The organism is Hymenobacter sp. (assembly GCF_031398885.1).
In the GTDB taxonomy this organism is placed as follows: domain Bacteria; phylum Bacteroidota; class Bacteroidia; order Cytophagales; family Hymenobacteraceae; genus Hymenobacter.
The window spans coordinates 1-26,019 of the sequence record NZ_JANNOD010000047.1 but is presented as its reverse complement, the minus strand read 5'-3'; the positions used below and the strand labels follow the sequence as shown (position 1 = coordinate 26,019).

General features: G+C 61.7%; 17 protein-coding genes. 14 read left to right on the top strand and 3 right to left on the bottom strand.

The window, feature by feature from the left end; genetic code table 11:
- Positions 1 to 8 precede the first annotated feature (8 nt).
- The 13 genes from RMO51_RS08460 (at position 9) to RMO51_RS08400 (ending at position 23,792) form a co-directional block, all read left to right on the top strand.
- Complete coding sequence (locus RMO51_RS08460; protein WP_310393778.1) at positions 9 to 6,101, top strand: Ig-like domain-containing protein; 6,093 nt, start codon at positions 9 to 11, stop codon at positions 6,099 to 6,101.
- A gap of 627 nt (positions 6,102 to 6,728) precedes the next feature.
- Complete coding sequence (locus RMO51_RS08455) at positions 6,729 to 7,661, top strand: hypothetical protein (protein WP_310393776.1); 933 nt, start codon at positions 6,729 to 6,731, stop codon at positions 7,659 to 7,661.
- A 52-nt stretch (positions 7,662 to 7,713) separates the two neighbouring features.
- Positions 7,714 to 9,540 (top strand): alpha-galactosidase, encoded by a 1,827-nt coding sequence (locus tag RMO51_RS08450; protein ID WP_310393775.1) that lies wholly within the window; start codon positions 7,714 to 7,716, stop codon positions 9,538 to 9,540.
- A gap of 110 nt (positions 9,541 to 9,650) precedes the next feature.
- Positions 9,651 to 12,635, top strand: a complete 2,985-nt coding sequence (locus RMO51_RS08445) for a hypothetical protein (protein WP_310393774.1) — start codon at positions 9,651 to 9,653, stop codon at positions 12,633 to 12,635.
- Positions 12,636 to 12,781: 146 nt separating this feature from the next.
- Complete coding sequence (locus RMO51_RS08440) at positions 12,782 to 14,647, top strand: hypothetical protein (protein ID WP_310393773.1); 1,866 nt, start codon at positions 12,782 to 12,784, stop codon at positions 14,645 to 14,647.
- Positions 14,648 to 14,651: 4 nt separating this feature from the next.
- The gene (locus RMO51_RS08435) at positions 14,652 to 16,505 is read left to right on the top strand and encodes a glycoside hydrolase family 88 protein (protein ID WP_310393771.1); all 1,854 of its coding nucleotides are present in this window, start codon (positions 14,652 to 14,654) and stop codon (positions 16,503 to 16,505) included.
- A 10-nt stretch (positions 16,506 to 16,515) separates the two neighbouring features.
- The gene (locus RMO51_RS08430; RefSeq protein ID WP_310393769.1) at positions 16,516 to 18,384 is read left to right on the top strand and encodes a heparinase II/III family protein; all 1,869 of its coding nucleotides are present in this window, start codon (positions 16,516 to 16,518) and stop codon (positions 18,382 to 18,384) included.
- A gap of 3 nt (positions 18,385 to 18,387) precedes the next feature.
- The gene (locus RMO51_RS08425) at positions 18,388 to 19,647 is read left to right on the top strand and encodes a glycoside hydrolase family 88 protein (protein WP_310393768.1); all 1,260 of its coding nucleotides are present in this window, start codon (positions 18,388 to 18,390) and stop codon (positions 19,645 to 19,647) included.
- Positions 19,648 to 19,684: 37 nt separating this feature from the next.
- A complete protein-coding gene (locus tag RMO51_RS08420) occupies positions 19,685 to 20,527 on the top strand; it encodes a DUF4350 domain-containing protein (protein WP_310393765.1) in 843 nt (280 codons plus the stop codon).
- 66 nt (positions 20,528 to 20,593) lie between these two features.
- Positions 20,594 to 20,782 carry a hypothetical protein gene (locus RMO51_RS08415; RefSeq protein ID WP_310393763.1) on the top strand — a complete coding sequence of 63 codons (189 nt, stop codon included), beginning with the start codon at positions 20,594 to 20,596 and terminating at the stop codon, positions 20,780 to 20,782.
- Positions 20,783 to 21,287: 505 nt separating this feature from the next.
- Entirely contained in the window at positions 21,288 to 21,938 is a 651-nt protein-coding gene (locus RMO51_RS08410; RefSeq protein ID WP_310393761.1) for a hypothetical protein, read from the top strand.
- Positions 21,939 to 22,332: 394 nt separating this feature from the next.
- The gene (locus RMO51_RS08405; protein WP_310393759.1) at positions 22,333 to 22,770 is read left to right on the top strand and encodes a hypothetical protein; all 438 of its coding nucleotides are present in this window, start codon (positions 22,333 to 22,335) and stop codon (positions 22,768 to 22,770) included.
- Positions 22,771 to 22,961: 191 nt separating this feature from the next.
- Positions 22,962 to 23,792, top strand: a complete 831-nt coding sequence (locus RMO51_RS08400) for an IS5 family transposase (RefSeq protein WP_310393757.1) — start codon at positions 22,962 to 22,964, stop codon at positions 23,790 to 23,792.
- Positions 23,793 to 23,806: 14 nt separating this feature from the next.
- Here the strand turns inward: RMO51_RS08400 and RMO51_RS08395 are convergent, their stop codons facing one another.
- Entirely contained in the window at positions 23,807 to 24,751 is a 945-nt protein-coding gene (locus tag RMO51_RS08395; RefSeq protein WP_310393755.1) for an energy transducer TonB, read from the bottom strand.
- A gap of 128 nt (positions 24,752 to 24,879) precedes the next feature.
- Between RMO51_RS08395 and RMO51_RS08390 the strand changes: the two genes are divergently transcribed.
- A complete protein-coding gene (locus tag RMO51_RS08390) occupies positions 24,880 to 25,113 on the top strand; it encodes a helix-turn-helix transcriptional regulator (protein WP_310393753.1) in 234 nt (77 codons plus the stop codon).
- Between the two features lie 149 nt (positions 25,114 to 25,262).
- On the opposite strand, the gene RMO51_RS08385 is transcribed toward RMO51_RS08390, so the two are convergent.
- Positions 25,263 to 25,637 carry a hypothetical protein gene (locus RMO51_RS08385; protein WP_310393751.1) on the bottom strand — a complete coding sequence of 125 codons (375 nt, stop codon included), beginning with the start codon at positions 25,635 to 25,637 and terminating at the stop codon, positions 25,263 to 25,265.
- Between the two features lie 281 nt (positions 25,638 to 25,918).
- Positions 25,919 to 26,008: an integrase core domain-containing protein gene (locus tag RMO51_RS22585; RefSeq protein WP_409025038.1), complete on the bottom strand. Its 90-nt coding sequence runs from the start codon at positions 26,006 to 26,008 to the stop codon at positions 25,919 to 25,921.
- Between the last annotated feature and the right edge of the window lie 11 nt (positions 26,009 to 26,019).

The window sequence follows — 26,019 nt, the reverse complement described above, 5'->3', positions numbered from 1 at the left end:
TTTACCCCATGAAAAAATTCCCACCACTATTTTCTGTCTGGCGCTGGTTGGTGCTGGCGCTGGTCTTTGCGGGGCCTGCACCGGCGCGGGCCCAGGCACTATTTGAGCAAAACTTCGAGTCCAGCACCAGCACCGGAAGCTACGTGAACAGCACCGCGCCAACTACCGGGCAGTTCACTTACCTGAACGCCTACATTGGGGCCGACGTGGTGCGCAGCATCCAGAACGGGGCCCTCACCATCGAGAAAACCACTACCTCCACCGCCTATGGGGTGATTACCCGCAACGTGGACTTTCCCGGCCCGCCCCAAACGCTGGCTTATCAGGTGGACGTGACGGTAAGCGGGGTGACCAAAACCACCAGCAGCGGCCTCACGGTTGGCGTCGGCAACGGCTTCGCCAATAGCGTGACCAACCCGGCTTCCAGCGTTTTTTACCTGCGCAACGGCATCCGGCTCGACAGCGCGGGGGGCTTCACGGTGGGGGGACAATCCTTCACCGGCACCCGGCGGCTCAGCTATTTTCTGAACAACTCCGGGGCCGTAGCCTCTTATGTAGCCCCGGACGGCTCGACTCAGTCGGTAGGCAACGACCAGTTTGACTTGTGGGTGGACAATGCCCGCCTGATTACCGCTTCGGCCGTGACCAACGCGGGCCAGACGCTCAGCGAGCTGTACCTGAGAATAGCGCCCAGCGCCCAGGGCAAAGTGGCCCTTGATAACTTCCGCGTCACGAGTTTCGCGGGGGGCAGCGGCGGAACCGACACGGAAGCGCCCACGTCTCCGCAGCAGCTCGCCACCAGCGACATTACCGGCAGCGCCATCCGCCTGGCCTGGGCTTCCGCTACCGACAACATTGGGGTTGCCGGCTATAAATTGTTTCTGGACAACGCCCTGGTGACCAGCGTTGCCAACTCGCCCTATCAGTTTACGGGGCTGAGTCCGGCCACTACCTACACCTTGGGCGTGCGGGCCGTGGACTTCGCCGGTAACGAGTCGGCCCTGAGCACCATTACGGCTGCCACCACCGCTACCGCCGCCGACACGCAGGCGCCCACGGTGCCCACCAACCTGCAAGCCACCGCCCCGACCACCGACGCCACCACCCTTACTTGGAGTGCCGCTACCGACAACGTGGGCGTGACCGGCTACCGGGTATTTCGCAACGGAACCTTCCTGGCCGATGTGCCCCAGTCGCCGTACCAGGCCGCCGGCCTCACGCCCGGCACTGCCTACACCTTCGAGGTGAGTGCCCGCGACGCGGCCGGCAACGAGTCGGCGCGGGCCAACGTGGCCGTGACTACGGCTACGCCCCCGGCCCCCACCGACGCGGCCCTGAACACTTTCTACGGGGTGCACGTGGGCCGCGACAGCGACCCGGCCAAGTCCATTGCCAGCCTCCGGGATGTGGGCGCGGGCTGGGTGCGCCTGTTTGCCGACGTAATAGATTGGGCGGACCCGACCAGGAACACCTCGTTTGCCTTCACCCAGGCCGTAGCCTTCAAAAACGCGGGCTTTAAGGTAATGGTGGTGCTCAGCGCCAACAACGGCATCATGCCCGCCTCCAACGCCCAGGCCAAGGCCTACTTCGACTGGGTGCAGACCCAGCCCGGCCTCAACGCGGCCGTGGACGCCTGGGAAATCATGAACGAAGTGAACCTGGACAAATACTGGCAGGGCACGGAGCAGGAGTACGTGGACCTGGTGCTGAAGGCGGCCTGGGCCTCGTTTAAGCCCAACGGGGAAACCGTGGTGGGGGCTTCCTTTACCCTGGGCCAGGACACGTTCGGCGGCACCCAGAGCACGGAGCGCCTCATCGCAGCCGGCTACCTCGACTACTGCGACTACGCCAACCTGCACCCCTACGCCACGAGCTTCTCCGAGCTAAAAAATTTCACCAATAAGGTGTTGTCGCTCTATGGCAACAAGCCCGTCTTTATCGGGGAGTGGAACTACAAGGACAACAGCTTCTCCTCGGATGCTTCCCTGGCCAACGCTATTACCCTGGCCCGCGAGTACTTCGCCACTAAGCCGACCCTGGAGGCCTTCATGTTCTACCGCCACCTGGAATCCACCAGCGAAGGGCTGTACCCGAGCTTAGTGCGCAATGGTCCGACCTACACGGCTAGCTTGCCCTTCTACAACATGTACAAGAGCTGGCCGAAAACGCCCGACCTGAGCAACCCCGCGCCCAGCGTGCAGCTCATGGCCCCGGCCACCGGCACTACCTACGAGGCGGGCAGCAGCGTGACGATTACTGCCGAGGCCGGCGACGTGGGCGGCAACGTGACGGAAGTCGCGTTTTACCACAGCGGCGACCAGCTCATTGGCAGCGACACGGATGGCAGCGATGGTTGGAGCTTCACCTGGACCAATTTGCCCCCCGGCCGCTTTGAGCTGTCGGTGCTGGCCAAAGACAACGGCGGCGCGACGCGCGGGGCCTACGGGCCCGTCATCAGCGCGGTGGCCAACACCACGGGCAAAGTGCTCAGCATTAATTTCCAGGGTTCGGGCCAGGTACTAAATCCGACCGACGTGGCCGGGGTATTGCCCCGCGCTAACTGGAACAACTCGGCCAACGTAGCCAGCACCAGCGACCTGCTCGACGAGGAGGGCAGCAATACCGGGGCCAAGGTAACCAATACCCTGCCGAGCAACTACCGCTCCGCCGACCCCACTACCAGTGGGGACCGGAAGATGATGCAGGGCTACATTGCCAGCTTCGACGGCACCACCCGCTCCATCACCGTCTCCAATTTGCCCCCCATCTTCGCCGATTCCCTCTACGACGTGTACGTGTACTGGGGCAACCAGGATGGCGACAACGACTACGTGCGCTACTCCCTGAACGGGCGCAGCTTCTGGCTGCGCGACAACACCAACCGCTGGGATGGCACGCACACCCTGTCCAACGCCCCTTCGGCGGAAACGGCTGTTAACGGCGGCAGCTTCGTGGTGTTTAGGGGTCAGACGGGCGCTACCGTTAAGCTGGACGTGCGCGCCTACGGTACCTTCCGCGGGGGCGTGAGCGGCATCCAGATCGTGCGCTCCAACCTGAGCCCGCAGCTGGGCACTGTGGCCATTACCAGCCCTGCCGACGGCGCGATTTACCAGGATCAGGACGATATTGCCCTCACGGCCAGCACCACCGATTTCGGTCCTGCCGTGGCGTCCGTATCGTTCTACGCCAACGGCGCCACCCTGATCGGGACGGATACCGACGGCTCCGACGGCTGGCAGGTAGCCTGGACGGCCGTGCCGGCGGGCATCTACCCGGTGTCGGCGGTAGCCACCACGGCCACCGGGCTGGCCGTGGCCTCGTTCCCGGTGCAGCTGAACGTGCTGGGCCAGGCGGGCGACGTGATCAGCGTTTCCTTCAAGGGCCTGGGCGCGGAGCTGACTCTTACGGACGTGGCGGGTCAGGTACCGGCCGCCAACTGGAACAACTCGGACTTCAACACCAGCTCGTTCATGGTGGACGCCCGCGGCAACAACACCGGCGCCCAGATCAGCAACACCCTGCCTTCGGCCTACAAATCCAGCGACGCGGCCACCAGCGGAGACCTGAAGCTCATGCAGGGCTACGTGGCCAACTTCAGCTCCGGCACCCGCACCATTACGGTTGATAATCTACCGGCCAACTTCGGGGCCTACGACGTGTACGTGTACGGCAGCAACAACAACAGCAGCAACGTGGTCATGGGCCTGGAAATCAACGGGGACACCTACTTCCTGCGCGACAATTCGGCCACTTGGAGCGGGGTACACCGCCGCTCCACGGCCCGCACCCAGGCCGAGGCCCAGGCCGGCGCCAGCTACGTGCTGCTGGAAGGCGTCACGGGCACCTCGTTCACGCTCAAGGTGACCTCGTATCTGGGCACCACCGCCGGCCGCATCGGCATCAACGGCATCCAGATCGTGCGCAGCAACCGCGCCAGCTCATCCGTGGTGTACCCGGCCCCTGGCGGAGTCTACACGGTGCGCGATACCGTGACGCTGCGCGCCACGGCCAACAACTTCGACCCGGCCCCCGTGCGGCGAATGGCGTTCTACTACGATGACGACCAGCTGATTGGGGAGGACACCGATGGCAGCGACGGCTGGAGCCTCCTGTGGACCATCCCGCAGGCGCGCAGCTACAACATCACCTCCGTGGCGTATTCCGACAGTACTTCGGGCAAATCGGCCCCCGTGAACCTGCGGGTGAGGGCCGACCGGCTGGAAGGCGTTATCAGCGTTAGTTTCCGGGGTACCGGCTCAGACCTGGTTCCCGCCGACGTGGCGGGGGCCGTACCGGCCGCCAACTGGAACAACTCGGACAGCAACGCCACCATTACCGGGCTCGTCAACGCGGCGGGCGTGGCAACTTCGGCCGCAATCAGCAACGACCTGCCCGCCAACTATTCGTCCTTCGACCCCGCCACCACCGCCGACAACAAGATGATGCGCGGCTACATTGCCAACTTCAGCGGCGATGCCAAATCCGTGACCGTGCGCAACCTGCCCGCCTTGTTTACCCGCGGCGGCTACAGCCTCCTCGTGTATTGGGGCAACAGGGATACCGACAACGACGTGGTATCCTACAAGGTTGGCAGCTCCACCTTCTTCCTGCGCGACAGCGACGAGCGCTGGGACGGCCTGCACACCCGCTCCACGGCCACGGAGCAGGGCGTAGCCAAAAACGGCAGCAACTACGTGCTGTTCGAGAACCTGCGCGACTCCACGCTGGTGCTGGAAATTGCTTCCTTCAACACGTTCCGGGCCGGCATCAGCGGCTTGCAAATCGTGGCGGCCCCGTCGGTGGGCGAGGTGCAGCTGCTGGGCCTGATGTCCGGCACCACGTACCCGGCCTGCGCCCCGATTGCGCTCCGCGCCGCGCCGGCCGGCTTTGCTGCCAACGTAGCGGCGGTTCGGTTCGTCGTCAATGGCAGTCAGACCCTGAATGCCGCCAACGGCCCCACGGGTTGGAGTGCCACGTTTACGCCCGCCCAGCCCGGCCCCTACGAGGTGGTCGCCGTGGCCCAGGATGCGGCCGGCACGTCGGCCACCTCCGCTGCGGCTACCCTCGCGGTAACCCCCGACGCGGAAGCGCCCGTTATTCAGGCCGTGGCGGCCATTACGGCCCCCACCGACGCCAATACCTGTGGCGCAGTCCTGAACATCGCGGCTCCCACCGTGACTGACAACTGCACGCAAGCCAGCATCGTGGGCGTCCGCAGCGACGGATTGGGTCTGCAAGCGGCTTACCCCACCGGCTCAACCCGCTTGACCTGGACGGCTACTGACGCGGCTGGCAACACCGCCACCTTGGAGCAGCTCATCACCGTTGCCGACCAGGAGTCGCCAGTACTAACGGCGGCGGCGCCAGCTTCTCTCCGGACGCCTAATCACGCTTATCACAGCTTCGCCGTCACTACGATGGTCACGTCGGCCGTGGATAATTGCGGGCCGGTAGCGGTCAGAATCGTACAGGTAACCAGCAACGAGTCGGAGTTAGGTCAAGACAGTGGCAACACGTCTGCCGACATCCTCATCAGTAAGGATTGCCAATCGGTGCAGGTACGGGCGGAAAGGCAGGGCTACGGCAATGGCCGCGTGTACACGGTGCACCTGGAGGGCACCGACCCGAGCGGCAATACCAGCCAAATGGTCTACCGCGTATCGGTACCGTACAGCGCGTCGGCCAACGCCCAGGTGATTGATGAAACTGTGGCTTACTCCGTAGCCGGCACTTGCGGCAATGCCCTGCGCACGACGGCCAACGCCAGCCAGACTGCCGGCAGCAGTGCCAGCAACACCAGCAGGGCCAGCGCCAGCCAGCGCAGCGAATTTGTGCTGCGGGGGGCATTCCCGAACCCCAGCCGCGCCCTGGCAGCGGTGACTTTCGATTTGCCCGAAGCCGCCACCGTACAGGTGGCAGTGTACAACGCCAGCGGCTTGCAGGTGCTGAGCATTCCGGACCAGCGCCTGGAAGCCGGCCCCAGTCGCACGCTGCAACTGGACGGTACGGCCTTGCCCGCTGGGGTTTACTTCTACCGGGTTACTGCCCAGGGTAGTCAGCGCGCGTACGGAGCCAGCGGCAAGCTGATTATTGAGAAATAATCAGCCGCTCCGCCAGTCTAGGCCGGCAAAAGCAAAAAGTCAGCGAGTGGGTAGCATGCTACCTGCTCGCTGACTTTTTTGCTTACATGGAAGCTGATTAGAAAGTCGTTCAAAACTTACCAGAACGTCATGCTGAGCTTGTCGAAGCATCTCTACCGCGCAAGTAATTAATTCAACGAAGCGGTAGAGATGCTTCGACAAGCTCAGCATGACAGTCCATTCAATTCCTGAATAGCTTCATGGAATAAACCATCGCCTCAACGCAGCGCATAAGGCAGGTTGCCGCTCAAGCTCAAGGTGCCTGGCACGGCTGGGTGGGCTTTTATCCCGAGCCAAAGCAGCGTACCACGGCCGGACAGCAACGCTGCTAACGGCCAAAGCCGCAGGCCCAAAGGCTACTGAAATGACGGAATTGAAACCTGACTCCTCGTACCAGCGTGACGGGCCAGCAACTTCGGGGAGGATGGGAGAAATATTTGCTGCCTCAGTAGCTATGGCAGGCAGGTGAGTTGTACTAGTCATTACTCCGGGCAGGCGAAGCGAGCAAAATGAGGGTTTGGGCAAGCCGCCGCACTACCCGGCCGCCGCAAGTGTGCCCGCCAGGCCATCGTTCAAGACCATCATCCAATGCCCCGACGTCTCATCGCGCTGCTCGTTCTTTTCTCGCTGGCCGCGGCCCGGCCCGGCGCAGCCCAACAACCGTCCGGGGCCGGCCGCTACGGAATGCACGTCGGCAACGACACCGACGTAGCCGCCGCCATACCCGTTCTGCGGGACCTGGGCGTGGAGTGGGTGCGGCTCTGGGCCGATGTTGAGTACGCCAAGCGCCAGGAGCATACCCCGTCGTTTGAGCGGGCGCGGGCTTTTAAGAAAGCCGGCTTCCGGGTGATTTTGCTGGTCAGCTCCAATGCCCGTGACGGAGCCGAGCCGCCCCGCTACGAGGACGTAAAAGCCTACTTCGACTGGGCGCAGGCCGCGCCGGGGATGAAGGAAGCCGTAGACGTGTGGGAGATATCCAACGAGCTAAATTTGCGCAAATACTGGAAATACACCCCGGCGCAGTACGTGGACAACGTGCTCAAAGCAGCGTGGTATTCGTTGCACGCGGGGGGCGAAACGGTGTTGGGAGGCTCATTTACGGCCTGGCAGAACGATAAAATCAGTACCGAAGTCACCCGGCAGTACGTGGAAGCTGGCTACCTGAAGTACTGCGACTACGCGGGGCTGCACCCCTACGCGAATACGCTGGCCGACGTGCAGAAAGTAACCGAAGAGGCGTTGCGGCTCTACGGCAGCAAGCCGGTGATTTTCGGGGAGTGGAACTACAAGGAAGACCCCTTCCGCAACGACTGGAACCAGTGGGCCCGGATGCTGACCGAGGCCAAGAGCTATTTCGACACCCAGCCCCGCATAAAAGTAATCTGCCTCTACCGGCTCATTCAAACACCCAGGGAGGGGGGCTGGCCGGGGTTTGTTAAAAACGGCACCCCGTACGCGCCACAGCAACCTTTTTACGACACGCTTCGGAGTTGGCGGGCGGCGGCAAAAACGTCGGAGTAGCCCTCTCCCCTTGGGTGTCTCCAGCCTTTGATTGTTGTTTTATATCCCCCTGATGTTCGTAAGAAGCGCCTCTTTTCTATTCTTCTGGTTTAGTATAAGCTTTTCGCTCCGGGCCCAGACCCCGGTGCAAATCAAGACGTCCGCCCATGTGCTGCTGCTGACCGGCGACACGAAGGATTTGCAGGCGTCTTTCGAGAGCAAGCAGCTAGCAGCGGGCCTGGACCTGGTTACGCTCCACCTGCGGGCACCGGGGAAGTGGAAGCCCCGGCCCCTGACCATCGCCCTGAAGCACCCGCTGAACGATATTCAGGCCAAATGGTCGCCGGCGACGCTTTTCGACAAGGCGGGAATCCGCAGCTACGCCTTCACGTCGCGCATCAGTACCCAGGCACCCGTGCTGGCTTTTTACAACACGAATGACCAGAACCGGCTCACGCTCGCCTGCTCGGACGCGCTCAACTCGGTGGTGTTTGCCGAGAAAGTCGTGGAAGATTCCGGGGAGCTGCTCTGCGAGCTGAAGCTGTTTACGGAACCCCAGCCGGATTTTACGGACTACCAGCTTTCCATTCGCCTGGATACGCGCCCTATTCCCTGCTCGGAAGCCCTCCGGCAGGTAAGCCAGTGGTGGGAAACATTTCCCTTCTACAAGCCCGCGCCGGTGCCGGCCCCGGCCGCGCGGCCCATGTACTCCACCTGGTACAGCTACCACCAGCAGTTCACCCCCGCCCAGATTCTGCGCGAGTGCCGGCTCGCGCGCCCAATGGGCTGCGAAACGGTAATTGTGGACGACGGCTGGCAGACCCTGGACACCAACCGTGGCTACGCCTACACCGGCGACTGGGAGCCGCGCCGCGTTCCGCAGATGAAGGCCTTCGTGGATAGCGTCCACGGGCTGAATATGAAGTTCATGCTCTGGTACGCGGTGCCTTTTATGGGGCGCAAGGCCCAGAACTACGAGCGGTTTCGGGGCAAGTACCTGTACGACATCGACCGCCTCGACTGCTCCGTGCTCGACCCGCGCTTCCCCGAGGTGCGCCGCTACCTCATCGACCAATACAAGGCGGCGGCCACGGCCTGGGGGCTCGATGGCTTCAAGCTCGACTTCATCGACCGCTTCATTCCCGAAGCGGGCACCGTGATGGAGGCCACCAACGGCCGCGACTACGCCTCCGTGAACCTGGCCGTAGACCGCCTCATGACCGATATTCTGACCGAGCTGCGGGCCCAAAACCCCGACGTGCTCATCGAGTTCCGGCAGGCGTACACGGGGCCGCTCATGCGCAAGTACGGCAATATGTTTCGGGCGGCCGACTGCCCCAACGACGCCCTCGAAAACAAGGTGCGGGTGCTGGACCTGCGCCTGCTGGCCGGCACCACCGCCGTGCACTCCGATATGCTGATGTGGCACGCCAACGAATCGGCGGAAAGGGCGGCCTGGCAATTGCTGTACGTGCTGTTCTCGGTGCCCCAGATTTCGGTGCGCCTGGCCGAGCAGCCGGCCCGCCACCGCGCCATGCTGACTTTCTGGCTCAAGTTCTGGAACGACAACCAGGAGCTGCTGCTGCGGAGCCCGTTGCGGGCGCAAAATCCGCAGGATAACTACCCGCTGGTGCTGGCCGGCGACGCCAGGCGCATGATTGTAGCCGCCTACTCGCCCGATAAAGTGGCTGTCATCGATACCCTTCCGCAGGAGCTGCTAATCATCAATGCCAGTCCGGCCGGAGCCGTGACCGTGGAAATGAAGCAGGATGCCAGAAGCAAAAACCTGCTGGTTTATGACTGCACTGGCCAGTTGGTTGCCACCAGAAAAATAAAGCTGAAAAAGGGCCTGAATAAGGTGGAGATACCCATTAGCGGCTTGGCTAAAATCACGAACTGATGCTAGGGAGTCGAAGAATGGGCAACGCGGGTGAACGCCGCACTTCTAGGCCGCCAATTGAACTAAACAGCCTACATAAACGAAACCCACCCTTGCGATTACCGAATCACGTGCGGCTGTTGAGGGCCGGAATATTCTTCCTGGCGACGGCCTTATCAGCGTTCCAAGCCCCGGCGCAAACCAGCGCCCGCATCTTGCTGAACGGGCAGTGGCAAATGGGCACGCACCGGCAGTACCAACGTACGGTGCCGGTGCCAGGACTGGCCACCGACCCGGAAAAGGTGAATGCTGACACGCTCTGGTACCGCCGCGAAGTGCGGCTGCCGGCCGGCCAGTGGCAGGCAGCCACGTTGGAACTGAAAGGAGCCCGCTTCAGCCCGGCGGTGTACGTGAACGGCCGCCTGGTGTCGGCCGCCAACGGCGGCATGGCCCCCACCGCCCATCAGCTCCGGCACGAGCAGGTACAGCCCGGCCGCACCGTGCGCCTGGAAATTGCTCTCCTGCCCCTCGACCAGCTCCCCGATACGGACGCTTCTAAGATTCCGCCCGCCGATTTGTGGCGCTCCAACGTCTCCTCCGGCCTCTGGGATGACGTAGTGCTGCACACCCACAGCCCAAGCTGGCTCAAGCGCATCGTACCCTACGCCGACGTGTCCGCCGACATGGCTTACGTGAGCTACGAGCTGGGGCTGCCAAAGCAGAACCAGCGCTTTAACAACCTGACCCTGGAACTGGACGTGCTGGACCAGCAGAATAAAGTTCTGGCTTACAGCGTATTCCGACTGACGGAGGCACAAGGCAAAATAGGCATCTCCTTGAACAAAGCGCTGCGGCTGTGGTCGCCCGAAGCGCCGAACCTGTACCGCCTCCGCGCCCGGCTGCGGCGGGGCCGCACCCTGCTCGACGAGAACCTGATGACTTACGGGCACCGCGCCTTCCGGGTCAACAACCTCCAGTTTGAGCTGAACGGCCACCCCGAAAAGCTGCGGGCCGCCAGCGTGGTGTGGCACCGCTGGGTGCGCGACCCGGAATCGGCGCGGCTGGCCTGGGACGAGCGGTGGTTTGAGCAGAACATCGTGCGGCGGCTGAAAAGCCACGGGGCCAACACCCTGCGGTTTCACCTGGGAATGCCCCCCGAGCGCCTGCTCGACCTCTGCGACCAGTACGGGCTGATGGTGCAGGCCGAGTGGCTGTTTTTTCACGGCATGCGGGCTTCCCGCGCGAGCTTGCTGGAACAGTGGCCAGCCTGGTTCGACCTGTGTATGCGCCACCCGAGCGTGGTGCTCCTGCACGGCTGGAACGAAACCGAGGGCGAAGACGAGTTGAAGCGGGCCTTCGAGGCCATTGGGGCGGTAGCGCAGAACTACCCGCCCCTGGTCATTGGCCACCGCGACGTGCTGCACGTGCATAAGTACTGGTGGAGTCTGTTCGAGAATCTGGGCTTGTACTACGACTCCTTCCAGCAGTTTCCCCTACCCATTATGGTGGATGAGTTCGGGGGCAACTACTTGGACGGGCAGGGCGACATGGGGGACTACCCCACCATTCCGTCGGCGTTTCGGCGGTTTCTGGGACCGCGCCACACCCGCGAAATGCGCCTGCGCCATCATACTCTCGCCAACGCCAAGGTAGCCGAGTACTGGCGGCGCATTGGGGCGGCCGGCTTTTCGCCCTTCTGCGCCCTGGGCCCGCCCGAAGACGGCAACCACTGGTTTCTGGACTCGCTGAAGCAGGGTCGGCCCAAGCCGGTGTGGGCTGCCCTGACGGCCGCCTACGCGCCCGTGAGCGTCAGCCTGGACCTCTGGGACCGGAACTTCCTGACGGCGCAGGCCCTCACGGTGCCGCTGCATTTCTTCAACGACACCGACCAGGAAACCACGATGATGGCCACCGTGGCCATCAAGGGCAAGCAGCAGCCCGCTGCCGCACCCGTGTTCAGCCAGGTGGTGCAAGCGGTGGTGGGCGCCCACCAGCAGCGGGTGGAACCGGTGCAGCTGACGCTGCCGGCCACGGTGGGCGAGTGGGAAATAAGCGCTATCCTCGCACCCGCCGCCTCGGCGGTCCGGTTGCCGGTGGTGTCGGCCTGGGACGTGCGTACCCTGCGGCCCCAGGTGCCCCGGCAGCTAATCCGGAAGGTAATCGGAGTGCCGGCCGAAGAAACTGAGTTGCGGCAACTGCTGACCAGCTTTGGGCTGCGCACGGTGGCTGCCACCGACCCCAGAGCCGACCTGGTTGTGACCGGCCGCCGCACCTGGGACCAAAAAAAAGACGACCCCACCTGGCCCCGGCAGCTCGAACAGGCCCTGGACCGGGGCCAGCACGTTGTGATGCTCGATATCGGCCCCCGGTTTCTGGGCCAGGGCTACTACGAAGGCGACCTGGGCCCCTTGCAGGGCGTACGGGAAATAACGGCCAGCGCCGAGCAAAAAACCGCGCTGCCGTTTCAGCTGGCCGTGGCCTTCCGGGAAGTGGCCGAGCCGGAAAGCCACCTCCACCCCGCGCCCCAGGACAGCAGCCTCTGGCAACACCTGCCGCGGGAAGCCACCTGGCTCTGGAACGGAATGCGGGGCGGCCTGCTGGTGCCGGCCACGGCCATGGAGCTAAGTGGCCTCAACCAGAAGGCCATTCAGGAAAAGTGGCTGAGCCGGGGCGCTAGCCGCGAAAAGCTGGCCGGCACCGCCTACTACGCCTACGAGCTGGAGGGCTTCTACGCCTACTCCGGCAAAGCCAGCGACCAGGCCGTTATCGACTCGCTGAAGCGGCAGGTCACGTTTTTGGTGGAGGACGCGCCGGCCCTCAAAATGAGCGTGAACCCCAACGCCCCGGTGAAGTCCTACGACCTGGCGGCTCTGTACGCGGCCGGCCGGGGCGGGCAGGCCGAAGACCTCGCGCCCCTGGCCTTGGCCGGCAAAGACTTGGTGCGCACGCCGGTGTACAAAATCAATTTCGGCCCCAGGAGAGGCCACCTGATTCTAAGTCAGCTCCTGGTCAATGAGCGGCTGCTGCCCGGCAGCCGGCCCGCGAGTGCCGCCACCGCCCGCTACGACCCGGCCGCCGTGCAGCTCACCCTCAACCTGCTGGCGGCCGGGCTGTAGGGAAGTTTTGGTTACCTGAAAAATGGCACGCCTAAGCTTAAAACCCCCGCACTGATTATCGTTTCTGCCGAAGCAGGCTCTTTAAACAGGGTAGAAACGCAAGCCCCCAAAAGCCTCCCACGACCCGTCCAGCCACGTACCTGACCATGACCTTCGCTCACCTGAACCGACATCTACTCGCCCTGCTGGCCTGCGGGCTGGCGGCGCTGGCCGGCCGGCCCCACCTGCTGGCGCAGGCCCCCGCGGCGTATGCCGCTACCGCACCGTTGTCGGTGCGCCAGGTAGAAGATTTCTACAAACTCCGCTACGGCGAGGAAGTACAGCCCGTATTCGCCGCGGCCGGCTCCGACGCGGCCGTGGCCCTGGACCTGATTGAGAAAAAGTTTAAGGACGAGCTGAACTTCAGCCTGGCCCGCGAAGGCTTCAAGTTCGCCGACCACGCCCTGTGGCTGGCCGACCACGACCGCAAAAAAGCCCCCCAGTACCGAAAATTCGCCCTGCTGGTGGCCAACGACGTGCTGCGCAAACGGGTGCTGTCGGAGGGTACGTTCATGGAGTACGACCGCAACACCTGGCTTACCAAAGACCAGATGTGGCGCACCATCCCGTGGGGCACGGCTTTTCACGGCAACAAGATGGTGGAAGTATACCGCAAGCTCAAAGGCCACCTCAGCCCGGAACAAGACCGTTACTGGCGGGCCACGATGACCAAAACGGGGGAGTGGATTTATAAAAACCCGTGGACCTACACCTACGTGTTCAACGCTTCCATCGACCTGATTGGCCTGCTTTGGCGGCTGGGCAATGAGCTGAACAACGAGGAGTGGAAAAGCTGGGCCCTGCAGGCCGGCAACAAGCTGGTGCGGGACAAGGTGACGGCCAACGGCTGGATTGTGGGCGAAAACGGGGGAGCTTCCGGCCACTACCACATGCTGGGGGCCGATTTTCTGGCCCAGTTCGCCTACGACTCGCGCGACCCGGAGCTGCGGGCCACGGTGGGCCGGTTTTTTCGCTTGCAGCAGCAGTTCGTTACGCCCAGTCTGGTGTGGCTGGGCAACTTCGGCACCCGCACTTCCCACGCCGGCAACGTACTGCCGAAGGTGACGTTCACGGAGGCCGCCTTCGGCAATCCGCAGGCGGCCTACCTGGTGCGGCAGTTCGGCAGTCCGGGCTGGTCGGACAACCTGGCGCAGTGGGCGCAGGCGCTGACCGTCGCGCCCGCCGCCCCAACCTACGAAAAGCTGGGTCGCTTCCCCGATATTGAAGGCGTGGTGGTGCGCGAGGGGCCGTTTCAGGCATCTTTCTTCAATTACGACAAAAGCATCTGGGCCAGGGGCTTCGCCAACCTTTGGCACGCCGAAGGAGGTGTTTTATTTTCCACCCAGCACTCCTTGCCTTCAGAAGTAGAAAAGGCGAAGCTGCGGCTGGGCGACACCAACGACTGGGCCGGCTTTCCGCACGTGCGGGTGCGCGGCAAAGTCGCCACCTACGATTCCCACCAGAAGCTGGAAGCCATCACCGCCACCGAAGCCAACGGCGTGACCGTGAACTGGCGCGAAAACCTCAGCTCCGCCAAGGGGCAGCAGGGCGGCACCCTGCAAAGCAGCTACGCCTTTCAGGGCAAGCAGCTCACCATGACCATTCAACTCGCCGGGCTGCAGGGCGACTCTACTTCCCTGGATTTCCATCTGCTGGTGCCGCCGGATAAGCTCTACGGCTTGTGGGCCGGGGAAGAGATTCAGGCAATCGGCCGGGGCGAGCTGCCCAGCGGCGGGGGGCATTTCCGGGACCGCAGCTTCGCAGCCGACCAGGTGAAACATTACGGCATTCAGGTGGGCAAGGCCGTGTACGCCTTCACCTTGCAGGACGCGCCGGCGGGCACCCGCGTCCTCCTGGGGCTGGCCGCCGAAAAGGGCCTGCACACCGGAAATTCGGGCGGCGTGCGCCTGCGCCTGGCTTTGCCCGCGGGCACCCGCCAGGGAGCCGTTAAGCTTCAGTTCGAAAAAATTTAGGGTTATGAAACTGCTTGTCTGTTGCGGCTTGTACCTGGGGCTGGGGGGCTTTTGTGCCCCTGGCTTCGCTCAAAAAACCAACCCCGCCCTGGTGGGCACCCGCACGCCCCTGGCCGTGGGCCAGGCCGTGGCCGATAAGATTCTGCGCACGGGCGCCTACCGCCTGGAGCTGACAGACCAGCCCAAAAATCCTTTTCTGGAATACGTCGACTTCGAGCAGACGTTGGGCAGCCCCCAGGGCACGGCCTACGGCCTGAGCACCGTTATCAGCCCCCAGGACCAGACGGTTACCTTCGAGATTAGCCACAACGACGCGCTCCGGCTGTGGGTAAACGACCGGGTAGCCTACGAGAAAACGGGCCGCCAGGAGTTCAGCGTGGGCTACGGGGAAATCGTGTGGAAAGACAACACCCTGGCCCTGACCGATTCATTCCGGGTAGCCCTGAAAAAAGGCGTCAATAAAATTCTGGTCAAGTCGTTCAGCGACGGCCAGTCGGCGCGGCCCACCGGGCAGCGCTGGCTGTTTTATTTGCAGTCGCGCCACCTGCTGGAGCTGCCCGACACCGCCCGCCGCATTCGTTTCAGCTTGCAGCCCCTGGCCCCCAAGGTAAGCCGCGCCACCTGGCTGACCGTGGGGCCTTTCGCCGCCCCCGGCCCCGAGGCCACGTTTCCGCCCGAAGCCGGCTTCACCCCCGGCGCGCTGTACTACAACGACGGCCGCGCCTTCACCTGGACCGTGCCCCGGCCGGACGTAGTGGTAGCGGCCACGGGCAGCCCCATGTACCAGTACAACTACTTTATCGGGGGGCTGATGTGGGGCCTACAGAAGCTCAGCGAGGCCACGCGCCAGGAAAAGTACGCCGAGTTTGCCGCCCGGTACTGCGACTTTATCATCGGCCACCGCGACTTTTTTGCTTATCAGGTAGAGTCGCGGCACGCGCTCCAGGCCATGCAGTACCAGATGGTGGGGCGGCCCATGCTCGACTACACCACCGCGCCCGCGCTGCCCTTGCTTTACCGGCTGCGGGAGGATGAAAGCTTTGCTGGTCGGCCGGCCTACGAGCAGTTCGTGGCCCCGTTGCGGCGCTACATTATGGAAGAGCAAGTGCGCCTGCCCGATGGCGTGCTGGCCCGCCGCACGCCCGAGCAGTTCACCGTCTGGGCCGATGATATGTTCATGAGCATTCCGTTTCTGCTCTTTTCGGCCGAGCTGGCCGCCAATGCCCCGGAGAAGCAGCGCTACTACGACGAGGCCGCCCGCCAGCTGCTCGGCCTGGCCGGCTACCTGCGCCGCCCCGACAGCCGGCTGCTGCCCCAGGGCTATATGACTAACCGGCCCGAGCAGCGCATTCCGTACTGGTCGCGGGCCAACGGATGGGCCGCGTGGGCCACCATGGAAGTGCTGGGCCGCCTGCCCAAAAGCCACAAGGACTACCCCAAAATCCTGGCTTTCTACCGCCGTCACATCGACGGCATCGTGGGCGCGCAGGACGCCTCGGGCTTCTGGCGCAACATTCTGACTGACCCCAAGTCGTTTCGCGAAACGTCGGGTACCGCCATTTTCACCCTGGCCCTGGCGCGGGGCATCAACCAGGGCTGGCTTCCGCCGAAAAAATACCAGCCCGCGGCCCTGCGCGGCTGGCGGGCCCTGGAAAGCGTAATTGCCGCCGATGGCACCGTGGAAGGCTCGGTAGTCGGCACCAACATCAGCACCGACCCGGCCAAGTACGACGCCCGCCCCGTGAGCCCCGACGACGCCCACGGCCTGTTTCCGCTGCTCTTTACGTGCATGGAAATGCAGCGCCTGCTGCACTCCCAGGGTAAGCCAAGCGACCGGACTGAGGTGAAAGCGCCCTAATTCTACACGTATGCGCACCTACCTGTTTGTAGTACTTCTGCTGCTGAGCGGCTTTACGGCCAGGGCTCAGCCGGATTACATCGGCTCGGCAAAGCTGTCGGGGCATCCGCGGCTGCTGCTGCGCGAGGGCGAGGAGGCCGCCATCCGGCAAACCATTGCCACCGACACCACCTGGGCGGCCGTGCACCGGGCCATCCTGCGGGAGTGCGACAGTCTGACGCGCGTGGCCCCCGTGCAGCGCGCGCTGGTGGGTCGCCGCCTGCTCACCGTGTCGCGGGAGTGCCTGCGGCGGGTGTTTTTTCTGGCTTATGCCTATCGCCTCACCCAGGATAAGCGCTACGCCGAGCGGGCCGAGCGGGAAATGCTGGCCGCCGCCGCTTTCCGCGACTGGAACCCCGAGCATTTCTTGGACGTGGCCGAGATGACCCTGGCCCTGGCCATCGGCTACGACTGGCTGTACAAGCAGCTGCCCCCGGCGTCGCGCCTGGCCATCGGCGAAGCCCTGCTGACCAAAGGGCTGGTGCCCTCCCTCGGTCCGCCCGGCGACCCCAACTGGCTCACGGCTACGCACAACTGGAATCAGGTCTGCAACGCGGGCATGACCTACGGGGCGCTGGCACTCTACGACGAGCACCCGGAAGTGGCGAAAAAAATCATCAACCGCGCCATCAACACCATCGAGCTGCCCATGCGCGAGTACGCCCCCGACGGCGCCTATCCGGAGGGCTACACCTACTGGGACTACGGCACGAGCTTCAACGTGCTGCTGGTGGCGGCCCTGGAAAAAGCTTTCGGTCGGGATTTCGGCCTGACCGCTCAACCCGGCTTCCTGAAAACTGCTGCCTACGTCACCCACATGAGTGGGCCCACGGGGGCCGCTTTCAACTACTCCGACTCGGGGCCGGGGGGCAGCCTGCACCCGGCCCTGTTCTGGTTTGCCCACCGCACCAACGATGCGTCGCTGCTGTGGGGCGAGCAGCACCGCCTGGCGCGGCACCGCGACAAGAAGTTTGTGGCCCACCGCCTGCTGCCCGCCCTTGTGCTCTGGAACGGGGGCGTCCGGCTCAATGCGCTGTCGCCGCCGAAAGCCCTGCTGTGGACGGGCGGCGGCAGTAATCCCGTAGCGCTCATGCGTACTTCCTGGACCGACCCGCGGGCCATCTTCGTCGGGCTGAAGGGCGGTTCGCCCTCCGTCAATCACGGGCACATGGATGTGGGCTCGTTTGTGATGGAGGCCGACGGGGTACGCTGGGCCATGGATTTTGGCCCCGAGGACTACAGCTCCTTGGAAGCGAAAGGCCTGGATATCTGGGGCAAAGGCCAGGATGCCCAGCGCTGGCAGGTGTACCGCCACACCAACCGCGCCCACAGCACCCTAACGGTCGATGACGGCTTGCAGCTCGTAGATGGGTACGCCCCTATCACGCGCGCCGCCGCCGCGCCGGGCTTCATGCGGGCCACCACCGACCTTACCAGTCTCTATAATAATACTTTAGCGCAAGCCAATCGGGGCGTGGCCATTGTGGATGGGCGCTACGTGGTGGTGCGCGACGAGCTGCGGGCCGCCAATAAAGCCACTACCGTGCGCTGGGCCATGCTAACCCCGGCGAGCGTGAAGCTGGTTGGAAAAAACCGCGCCGAGCTGACCAAAGACGGCAAGAAGCTTATTTTGCAAGTGCGGGAACCCGCCACCATCACGCTGCAAACCTGGGCTACGGACCCGCCCCAGGACTACGACGCGCCCAACCCCGGCACCACGCTGGTCGGCTTTGACCTGACGCTGCCGCCGGGGGCCAAACGCACGCTGAGCGTGCTGCTGCTGCCCGAAAAAGCGGCCCAATCCGGCAAATTTCACACCCCTGCTTTAACCAACTACTAAGCTATGCGCCCGCGTTTCCCAAAAACTTCGCTGCTGCTCGGCCTCGCGCTGGGGCTGGCCGCCTTCCGGACGGAAGTAGCCGTACCGGTCAAAGCTGCGCTCCAAACGGCGCAGACTCACTTAGCAACCCTGGCCCAGACGAAAATGCCCCCCGGCCGCTACCCCCGCTCCACCGCCAAAGACGGTTCCCTGGCCACGGTGGAGTCGCCGGACTGGACCAGCGGCTTTTTTCCGGGCTCTCTGTGGCTGATGTATGACTACACCAGGGATAAGAAGTGGGAAAAGCTGGCCCGGCAATGGACTGCCGACCTGAAGAAAGAACAGTTCAATACCGGCACCCACGACCTGGGCTTCATGCTGTTTTGCAGCTTCGGCAACGGCTACCGCCTCACCCGCGACCCGGAATATAAGCGCATCATCCTTCAGGGTTCCAAGTCCCTGATTACCCGCTTCAACCCCAAAACGGGCACCATTCGCTCCTGGGACCATGGCCGGGACGTGTGGCAGTATCCGGTTATCATCGACAACATGATGAACCTGGAAATGCTCTACTGGGCCACCCGCCAGACCGGCGACTCCAGCTATTACCGCATTGCCACCACCCACGCTCTGAACACCCTGAAAAACCACTTCCGGTCCGACCACAGTAGCTACCACGTCGTTGATTATGATACGCTTACCGGGCAGGTTCGCCAGCGCGTAACCCACCAGGGCTACGCCGACGCGTCGGCCTGGGCGCGGGGGCAGGCCTGGGGCCTGTACGGCTTCACCGTGGCCTACCGCGAAACCCAGGACCCGCGCTTTCTGCGCCAGGCCCAGGCCATTGCCGACTTCTTCCTCAACCACAAAAGCCTGCCCTCCGACAAAGTGCCCTACTGGGATTTCGACGCCCCGGCCCAACCCCGACGTCCCCGCGACGCCTCCGCGGCGGCAATCGCCGCTTCCGGGCTGCTGGAATTAAGCCGGTATTCTCCCGGCAAAAAAGTCGCTTACGAGCAGGCTGCGGGGCAGATGCTGAGCAGCCTGGCTTCACCGGCATATTTGGCTAAACCCAATACGAATAACAGCTTCATCCTCATGCATTCCACCGGGCACTTACCCCACAACTCGGAAATCGACGTGCCCATCAATTACGCCGACTACTATTTCATCGAAGGCCTGTTGCGCTGGAACCAGCGGACTGACCCGAAGAAAATCCGTGTCCCGGAAGTTCAGCCGAAGGGCGAACAGCCTCTTAGGAAGGAAAATATCAAGAAATTTTAAGTAGAGGATAACGGTTTACAGCGCTAAAAATTTACCTATGAAGACATCGGTTTTGCTTTCCTGTCTGGCGGGCACCCTGCTGGCTTGCACCACCTCCTCGCGGCCGTCGGCCACCGCCCCGGTCGCCGCTGCTCGTCCGGTTACGGTAACGCTGGACAACTATTTCAACCGCGAGTTTCGGACCGGTCCAGATGGGCGCCCTGAGTTATTTCACTACACTTGGGAAGACAAGCAGGATTCGGGCTACTCCCAGTGGGGGGCAATTTTTACGAGCAAAGGAGCCGTCCTGGCCACGTTGCCAACGGCTCCGACCCGTGAAAACCTGCTGGCGACGGACCTCTACATCATCTCCGACCCGGATACCGAGCGCGAAACCCCGCAGCCGAACTATATGACCGATTCGCACGTGGCCGCCGTCACGCGGTGGGTAAGGGAGGGCGGTGTGCTGGTGCTGCTGGCCAATGATTCTGCCAATGCCGAGCTAACCCGTTTCAACCAACTGGCAGCTCAGTTCGGTCTGGCTTTCACTAACAAGACGCGCAACGCCGTCGTGCGCGAGGACCTGAGCATCGGCAAAATTGTGGTCGCGGAAGCCAACCCGGTACTTCACGTCGGCAGTACGCTTTACCTAAAGGGAATTTCGACGCTGCGCGCTACCGGCGGCGCTACGCCCCTGCTCACCGACCGGGGTGACGTAATCATGGCCACGGCCCGCCTGGGCAAGGGCACCGTGTTTGCCGTGGGCGACCCGTGGATATACAACGAGTACATTGGCAACACGCACCTGCCCGCCGAGTTTCAAAACAACGTCGCTGCCGAGGAACTGACCACCTGGTTGCTGAACCAGGTACCACCGCGCCGCACCCTCGGTGGCCGATGAAAGCCGGCATGGGAGCGCATAAAAACAGTGCGGGATAAAGGGGCCCATCACCACTGGGCCTACCTTATGAAGTCTCACTCATCGGCGCAGGCCGGGCTTTCATCCACCACGGGCACCAACCGCCAGGGCAAAGCATATTCGGTGGTCATCGGGCCGCCGCTGCTAAAAAAGTTTGCCGTGGGCTGCGCCCGGCATTCCACGGCCGGTACCGTCACGGTTACCAACGCGCAGGAGAAGTCGATGCTGTTCAATTAGGGGTAGCACAAATTACTGGTCCATACGGCGGAAATACGAACGGTGGCAACGCCTGCCAACAAATCAATGACTTACATAATTTAAGCCATCAGAAAGGCTTATGGTATATGGTCAGTGCTATTCAGAATCACGAAGCAGTGCATGAGCGCCATTTGCAGCCCGCGCTGGACGCCGTTGTCCCGGACATTGAGGCGCGCATTGAAAGCTTGACCGTGCCCCACACGGGCCAATCAGAGTCGGCTGCCGTAACCCAATTGAGGAACTTGCCCGCATTCCAAAGCGAACCGGGACTTGACGGCAGAGCCAGAACCTTTTGGGATGCCGAGTACATAGGACAGATAAGGCTAGCGGGAGACCATTCTCCAGGTGGGCCAACCGATATTGCGGAGCGCAACGTCGTGAATCAAATGATATCCTCCATCTGCTTCTACGCCGCTAGCCGTACTACTTGGCCCCGCTGTACTTACTGCCGCTAATGGGGATGTTTTACCTTTTTCCGCCAGAAATGAAACCCAAGCTCATCGTTTTCGCTGCCCTGGTGCTGTTGCTCAACGCAGGCATGGGACGCAGGGCTGCGGCGCAAAGAGTGCGAGAGGAGGCGCTTAAGTCTTCCTTTGGTGCTAAGCAGAAAAGAGCCATAAAGGCTAGCGTAAGAGCAGATACCCTCCAGCAGCATTCTGAGAAAGGACTGGTTGCCGTACTGGTCATCAGCAACGACTCAACCGCCGCCGTGGTGATAAAAAACCCAGTGGACTTTTTGGGCATCAGGTTGGTTGACGCGACTGGAGTCGACGTTTTCTTCCCCCATCGTTCGCGGCTCACTTTTGACCATAAAAGACGTAAAGTAGGGGAGCCGGACGGGGTGTTCCGCTCGTTATCGATAGCTCGGGTCGCCATTGACGACAAACCCAGTCAGGTCAATCTCTGGGCAAGTGACGCGGTTACGATTCCGGCTCACGGCAACATGAAGGTATTGTTACACATAACGGACGTGTTGCAGCCCAATGCGGCCAAACCTTACACCGCCGACAAGGCGGTAAAAATACCCACCGGAAGCTATAGTCTCGGCGTGTCTTTGGGGTTAGGGTTGGCTTTGGGCAATAGATTTGTGGAATCATTGCACGCCGATCCAATAACCATCCGCTACGGTGATTAAGCTAGCGCTCTTAAAAAGCGATGTGGAGCAAACCAATGTGTTGACCCTTTTACGCCAGACTAAGCGTTGGGGGTTGGCCAGGCGCCACTTCACTACCCGGCAGACGGATACCCAACATAGTTTCTACTCAACTGATACAGCTTTGAAAAACTGATTTTTCGGAATGCTGTTGCTGGTTTCTGGCAGCAAAGCCCAGACGCTGCCATCGGTATGCAACAGGCCGTCATTTTCGTGCGCGTCTCCAAAAAGGAGCAGGAGTATCAGCGGCAGGTGGAAGAGAGTCCACTCATATCCTGGACTGATTTCACCTGACCATGCGCCTGACCGTGCTGCACCAGTACGCGCTGGGCTTCGCTCAGGTCGATGCGACTGGGGAAAAGCGCTACAGGACAGCTTGACCAGCATCAAGTGGCACCTCTGGCACGGCAACGCCGGGCGGGCCGTGGAAAAGATAGCCGACCTGGACGACACCCTGGCCACGCACCAAGACGACCCGCTCGTGGCCAGGAAATACAGTAAGTGGAAGCCGTTGACCCGATTGATGGCTGACTTTCACACCTACGTGGAGCAGAACAGCGGCTTCATCGTGGACTATGCCGAGCGCCGTCGCTACGGCGAACGCGTCTCCACCGGCTTTGTCGAGTCGGCGGTAAATCAGGTGCTAGCCAAGCGAATGGTGAAGCGGCAACAAATGCAGTGGACTAAAAAAGGCGCGCACCTGCTCGTGCAGGCCCGCACCAAGGTGCTCAACGAGGAGTGGGAAGCGTGTTTTCGGCAGCAACACCCCGGCTTTCGCCCACTGCCAGCGGAGCCTCTTCCGATGGCCGCTTAGCCCGATTGCCCCACACTTTTTGATGCTCTCCAATGGCAAATGAACCCGACTATCTTTACCCGTGACCCGTCTCACCTCACGCTGGGACTATCGAAGCTGTTTAGAAAGTAGCCGACGGCCAACAGAAACGCAAAGGACTCCCACGCGACGGGCGCACTTTGGGGTGCGAGCCACCTTGTTTCACCTGCTTCATGGAAGTCCTGCCCAAAGCTATTATCCGCACCTGGATTTTACCCCACTTGACCCAGTCCCGCATCGGGCGGCCCAGCCGGGTGGACCCGGTCGAGTTACTGGAGGCCGTGCTCTACAAGCTCAAAACCGGTTGCCAGTGGCGCTACCTGCCCGTCAAACAGTTCTTTACCGGGGCCACCCTGAGCTGGCAAGGCGTGTACGCCCGCTTCAATACGTGGCGCAAAGACGGCTCGTGGCAAACCGTTTGGCTGAGCGTGTTGCGCCGGAACAAGCACTGGCTGGATTGCTCATGCGTCCAACTCGACGGCAGCCACACGCCGGCCAAAAACGGGGGAGCCGCCGTGGGCTGCCAAGGGCGCAAAAAGGCCCGGACCACCACGGCCCTGTTCCTGGCCGATAACCAGGGCCAGCCCCTGGCCTGTGCCACGCCGCAGGCGGGCAACCACCACGACCGCTTTCGCCTGGCGGCCTTGTTTGAGGAACTTTGCGTGCTGCTCGAAGCGGCCGGCATTGCCGTGGCCGGGCTGTTTTTAAACGCTGACAGCGCGTTCGACACCATCGAGTTGCGCCAAGTCTGTGCCGCCCGTGCCATCGAAGCCAACATCGCCCGCAACCGCCGCGCCACCGCTTGGCAAACCGACGACGACACGTTTTTTGACCCCGAACTCTATCGCCGCCGCGCCGTCATCGAACACGCCAATGCGTGGCTCGACAGCTTCAAAACCCTGCTCGTGCGCTACGAAACCGGCGTTGGCAACTGGCTGGCCTTTCATTGGCTCGCGTTTCTCGTCCTCTTTTTGCGAAAAATTAACGCCAAACTGACTTTCTAAACAGCTTCATACACCTAGTACCTAGGTGCAAAGGAAACGGTCATGGTGTAGTTCACTTTCACTGGAACGCCTCCTTGTTTTCCCGGTGTAAACGCCGGTAACAAGCGAATGACGCGTAAAGCTTCCTCGTCACAGCCATTTCCTAAGCCTTTCAATATAGTTGGCTCTCCTAGCTGGCCGGTTTCGTCAATGACCACCTGTACGAATACCCGACCGATTATCCCGTTGCGGCTTGCCAAGGCCGGGTACTGGGTGTTCTTGTAGATAAAATAATTTAATGCCTGCTGCCCCCCTTCGTATTCGGGCATCTGTTCAATGAAAGTATAAGGCCGGGTGGTGGACGTATCACGTGTCAGGGGGGAGGAGGCCACGGACTGAGCCTGTACGGGGCGCACAGGTTTTGGGCCCTTCGGCAACTGAGGCAAGACTGTTTCCGCCTCCAGGGTAAAAAACTCAAAGTCATTGCCCTCGTGCTCCCCTAATACACTTAACACCTTGACCTGCTCCGCGCGGCGGCTCGTGAATTGTAGACCCAGTTGATTAGGGATGCGTTTGCCGAACAGGCCGCCCACAGCCCCGCGAAAGCCGAAGCCCGTGACGGGCGTGCCTTCGTACGTGGTTTCTTCCTGGTTAATCTGAGAGAAAATACTGCCTTGAGTATCGGCAACCTCCACGACGACTGTTTGAGCGGGCTTATCGTGCTTGGCCGTAATCGTGAGAAAGGGCGTGCCCTTGGTGGGATGATACAGTTTGTAGACCGTCGTAAAAAGTGGGCCTGTTCCCCGAAAAGAACGGGTGTAGCGGAACGGCGTGAGCTGACTGGTGCGCGTCAGGTACTGGTAGCCCGTGCTAAAGATAATGGCCTTTTTGTGGGCCGCTTGGCCATAGCCCGTGCTTGGCGTAACGATGCTGCCAGCAGCGAGGCAACAGCAGACGTGCACTGCATTAAATAATTTCATGGAAGGAGTCAGCACAACTGCCAAGGGCCTATTCCCGCCGCAGATGTACCGGCAAACATACCATTTTATTTCAAACTGTGGACTCATGTGTCCACAAATTGCTTTCGGCTTTCTCGGAGCTTGCGGCCGTGAAGAAGCCCGCGAGCAACCAGGCCTTTGGGCAGTACTTGCGCACCCTGCGCGAAGCCAAGGGCTGGAGCCAGCAAGCGCTAGCGGACGCGGCAGATATCACGAAAAAGACCGTGTACCGCATCGAGACCGCCCAGACCTCACCGACCCTAGACGTGTTGGTGTGCTTGGCCGAAGGCCTAGAAATGCCGTTGCGCGACTTAGTCGACTTCCCGCTAGTGCAGTTTCATTAAAGTCCCCAATACCTGCAAAAAATGGCATAAAGAAGAACTACGCAGAATTTTTAGAGGTGAACGAAGCGCGCAAAGCGCAGTACAAATAGTAGGGCATGTCAACGAGGTTCATTGCCAGGAACTGTCTTCCTCGTTGACACGCCCAACTATTAAGTTAAATAATGGCCTGTCTTGGAGTTGAGCCATGCTCCTGCTTTGGCATTCCAGGTGTAACAAGTCATCTTGGCGGCGGAGTACCTCAACTCATTAAATTCGAAGTCAATAGGAGGCAACCAAGGAGCATCTTTATAATCTTGAATTATCTGTTTGCCTTGAAACGCTCGAAAAATGCAATCCAAGGCGTGCACAGGCAGGGAGGTCGACTGCCTGGGAGAGTGAACGGGTTTGGTTAAATAATTTAAGGCTTGTCCAATAGAGGCCGTTGCTAATGGCATCACCGATTGAGCCCTCACAGCAATCCCTGCATGTTGATAGGCTTCGAGCCACGCGCTCCGCAAGTCGTTAGCTATGACGGTATCCCGCAATAAGAAGTGAAAATGGGGGTGGTAGCGACCGTCGTGGAAGGTGCACTCCAGCTTCCGCAGCCCAACAAGGGGAGAAAAGCGCGTCCCGCGTTTGTACTGCTTGTAAAAGCGGTTGTTAAGCCGGACCAACACCCGCTCCATCTGCCTGATGACATGTGGTAAGTCTTGGGCGTCGCAACTCGGGACTGTCAATGTCACCGACTGCGGTTCCGCCCAGGTTTGTAGCGTGGGAAGATAGTGGTGTCCGCTTCCCCATTCGGTAAGCCAGTAGTTAGCAGAGGTTAAGCCGCTTGTTTAAATTCGAGTGGGGTCATAAAATTCAAGGCTTGGTGCGGCCGTTGGGTGTTGTAGTCGAGCATCCACTCGTCCACCAGCTGGCGCG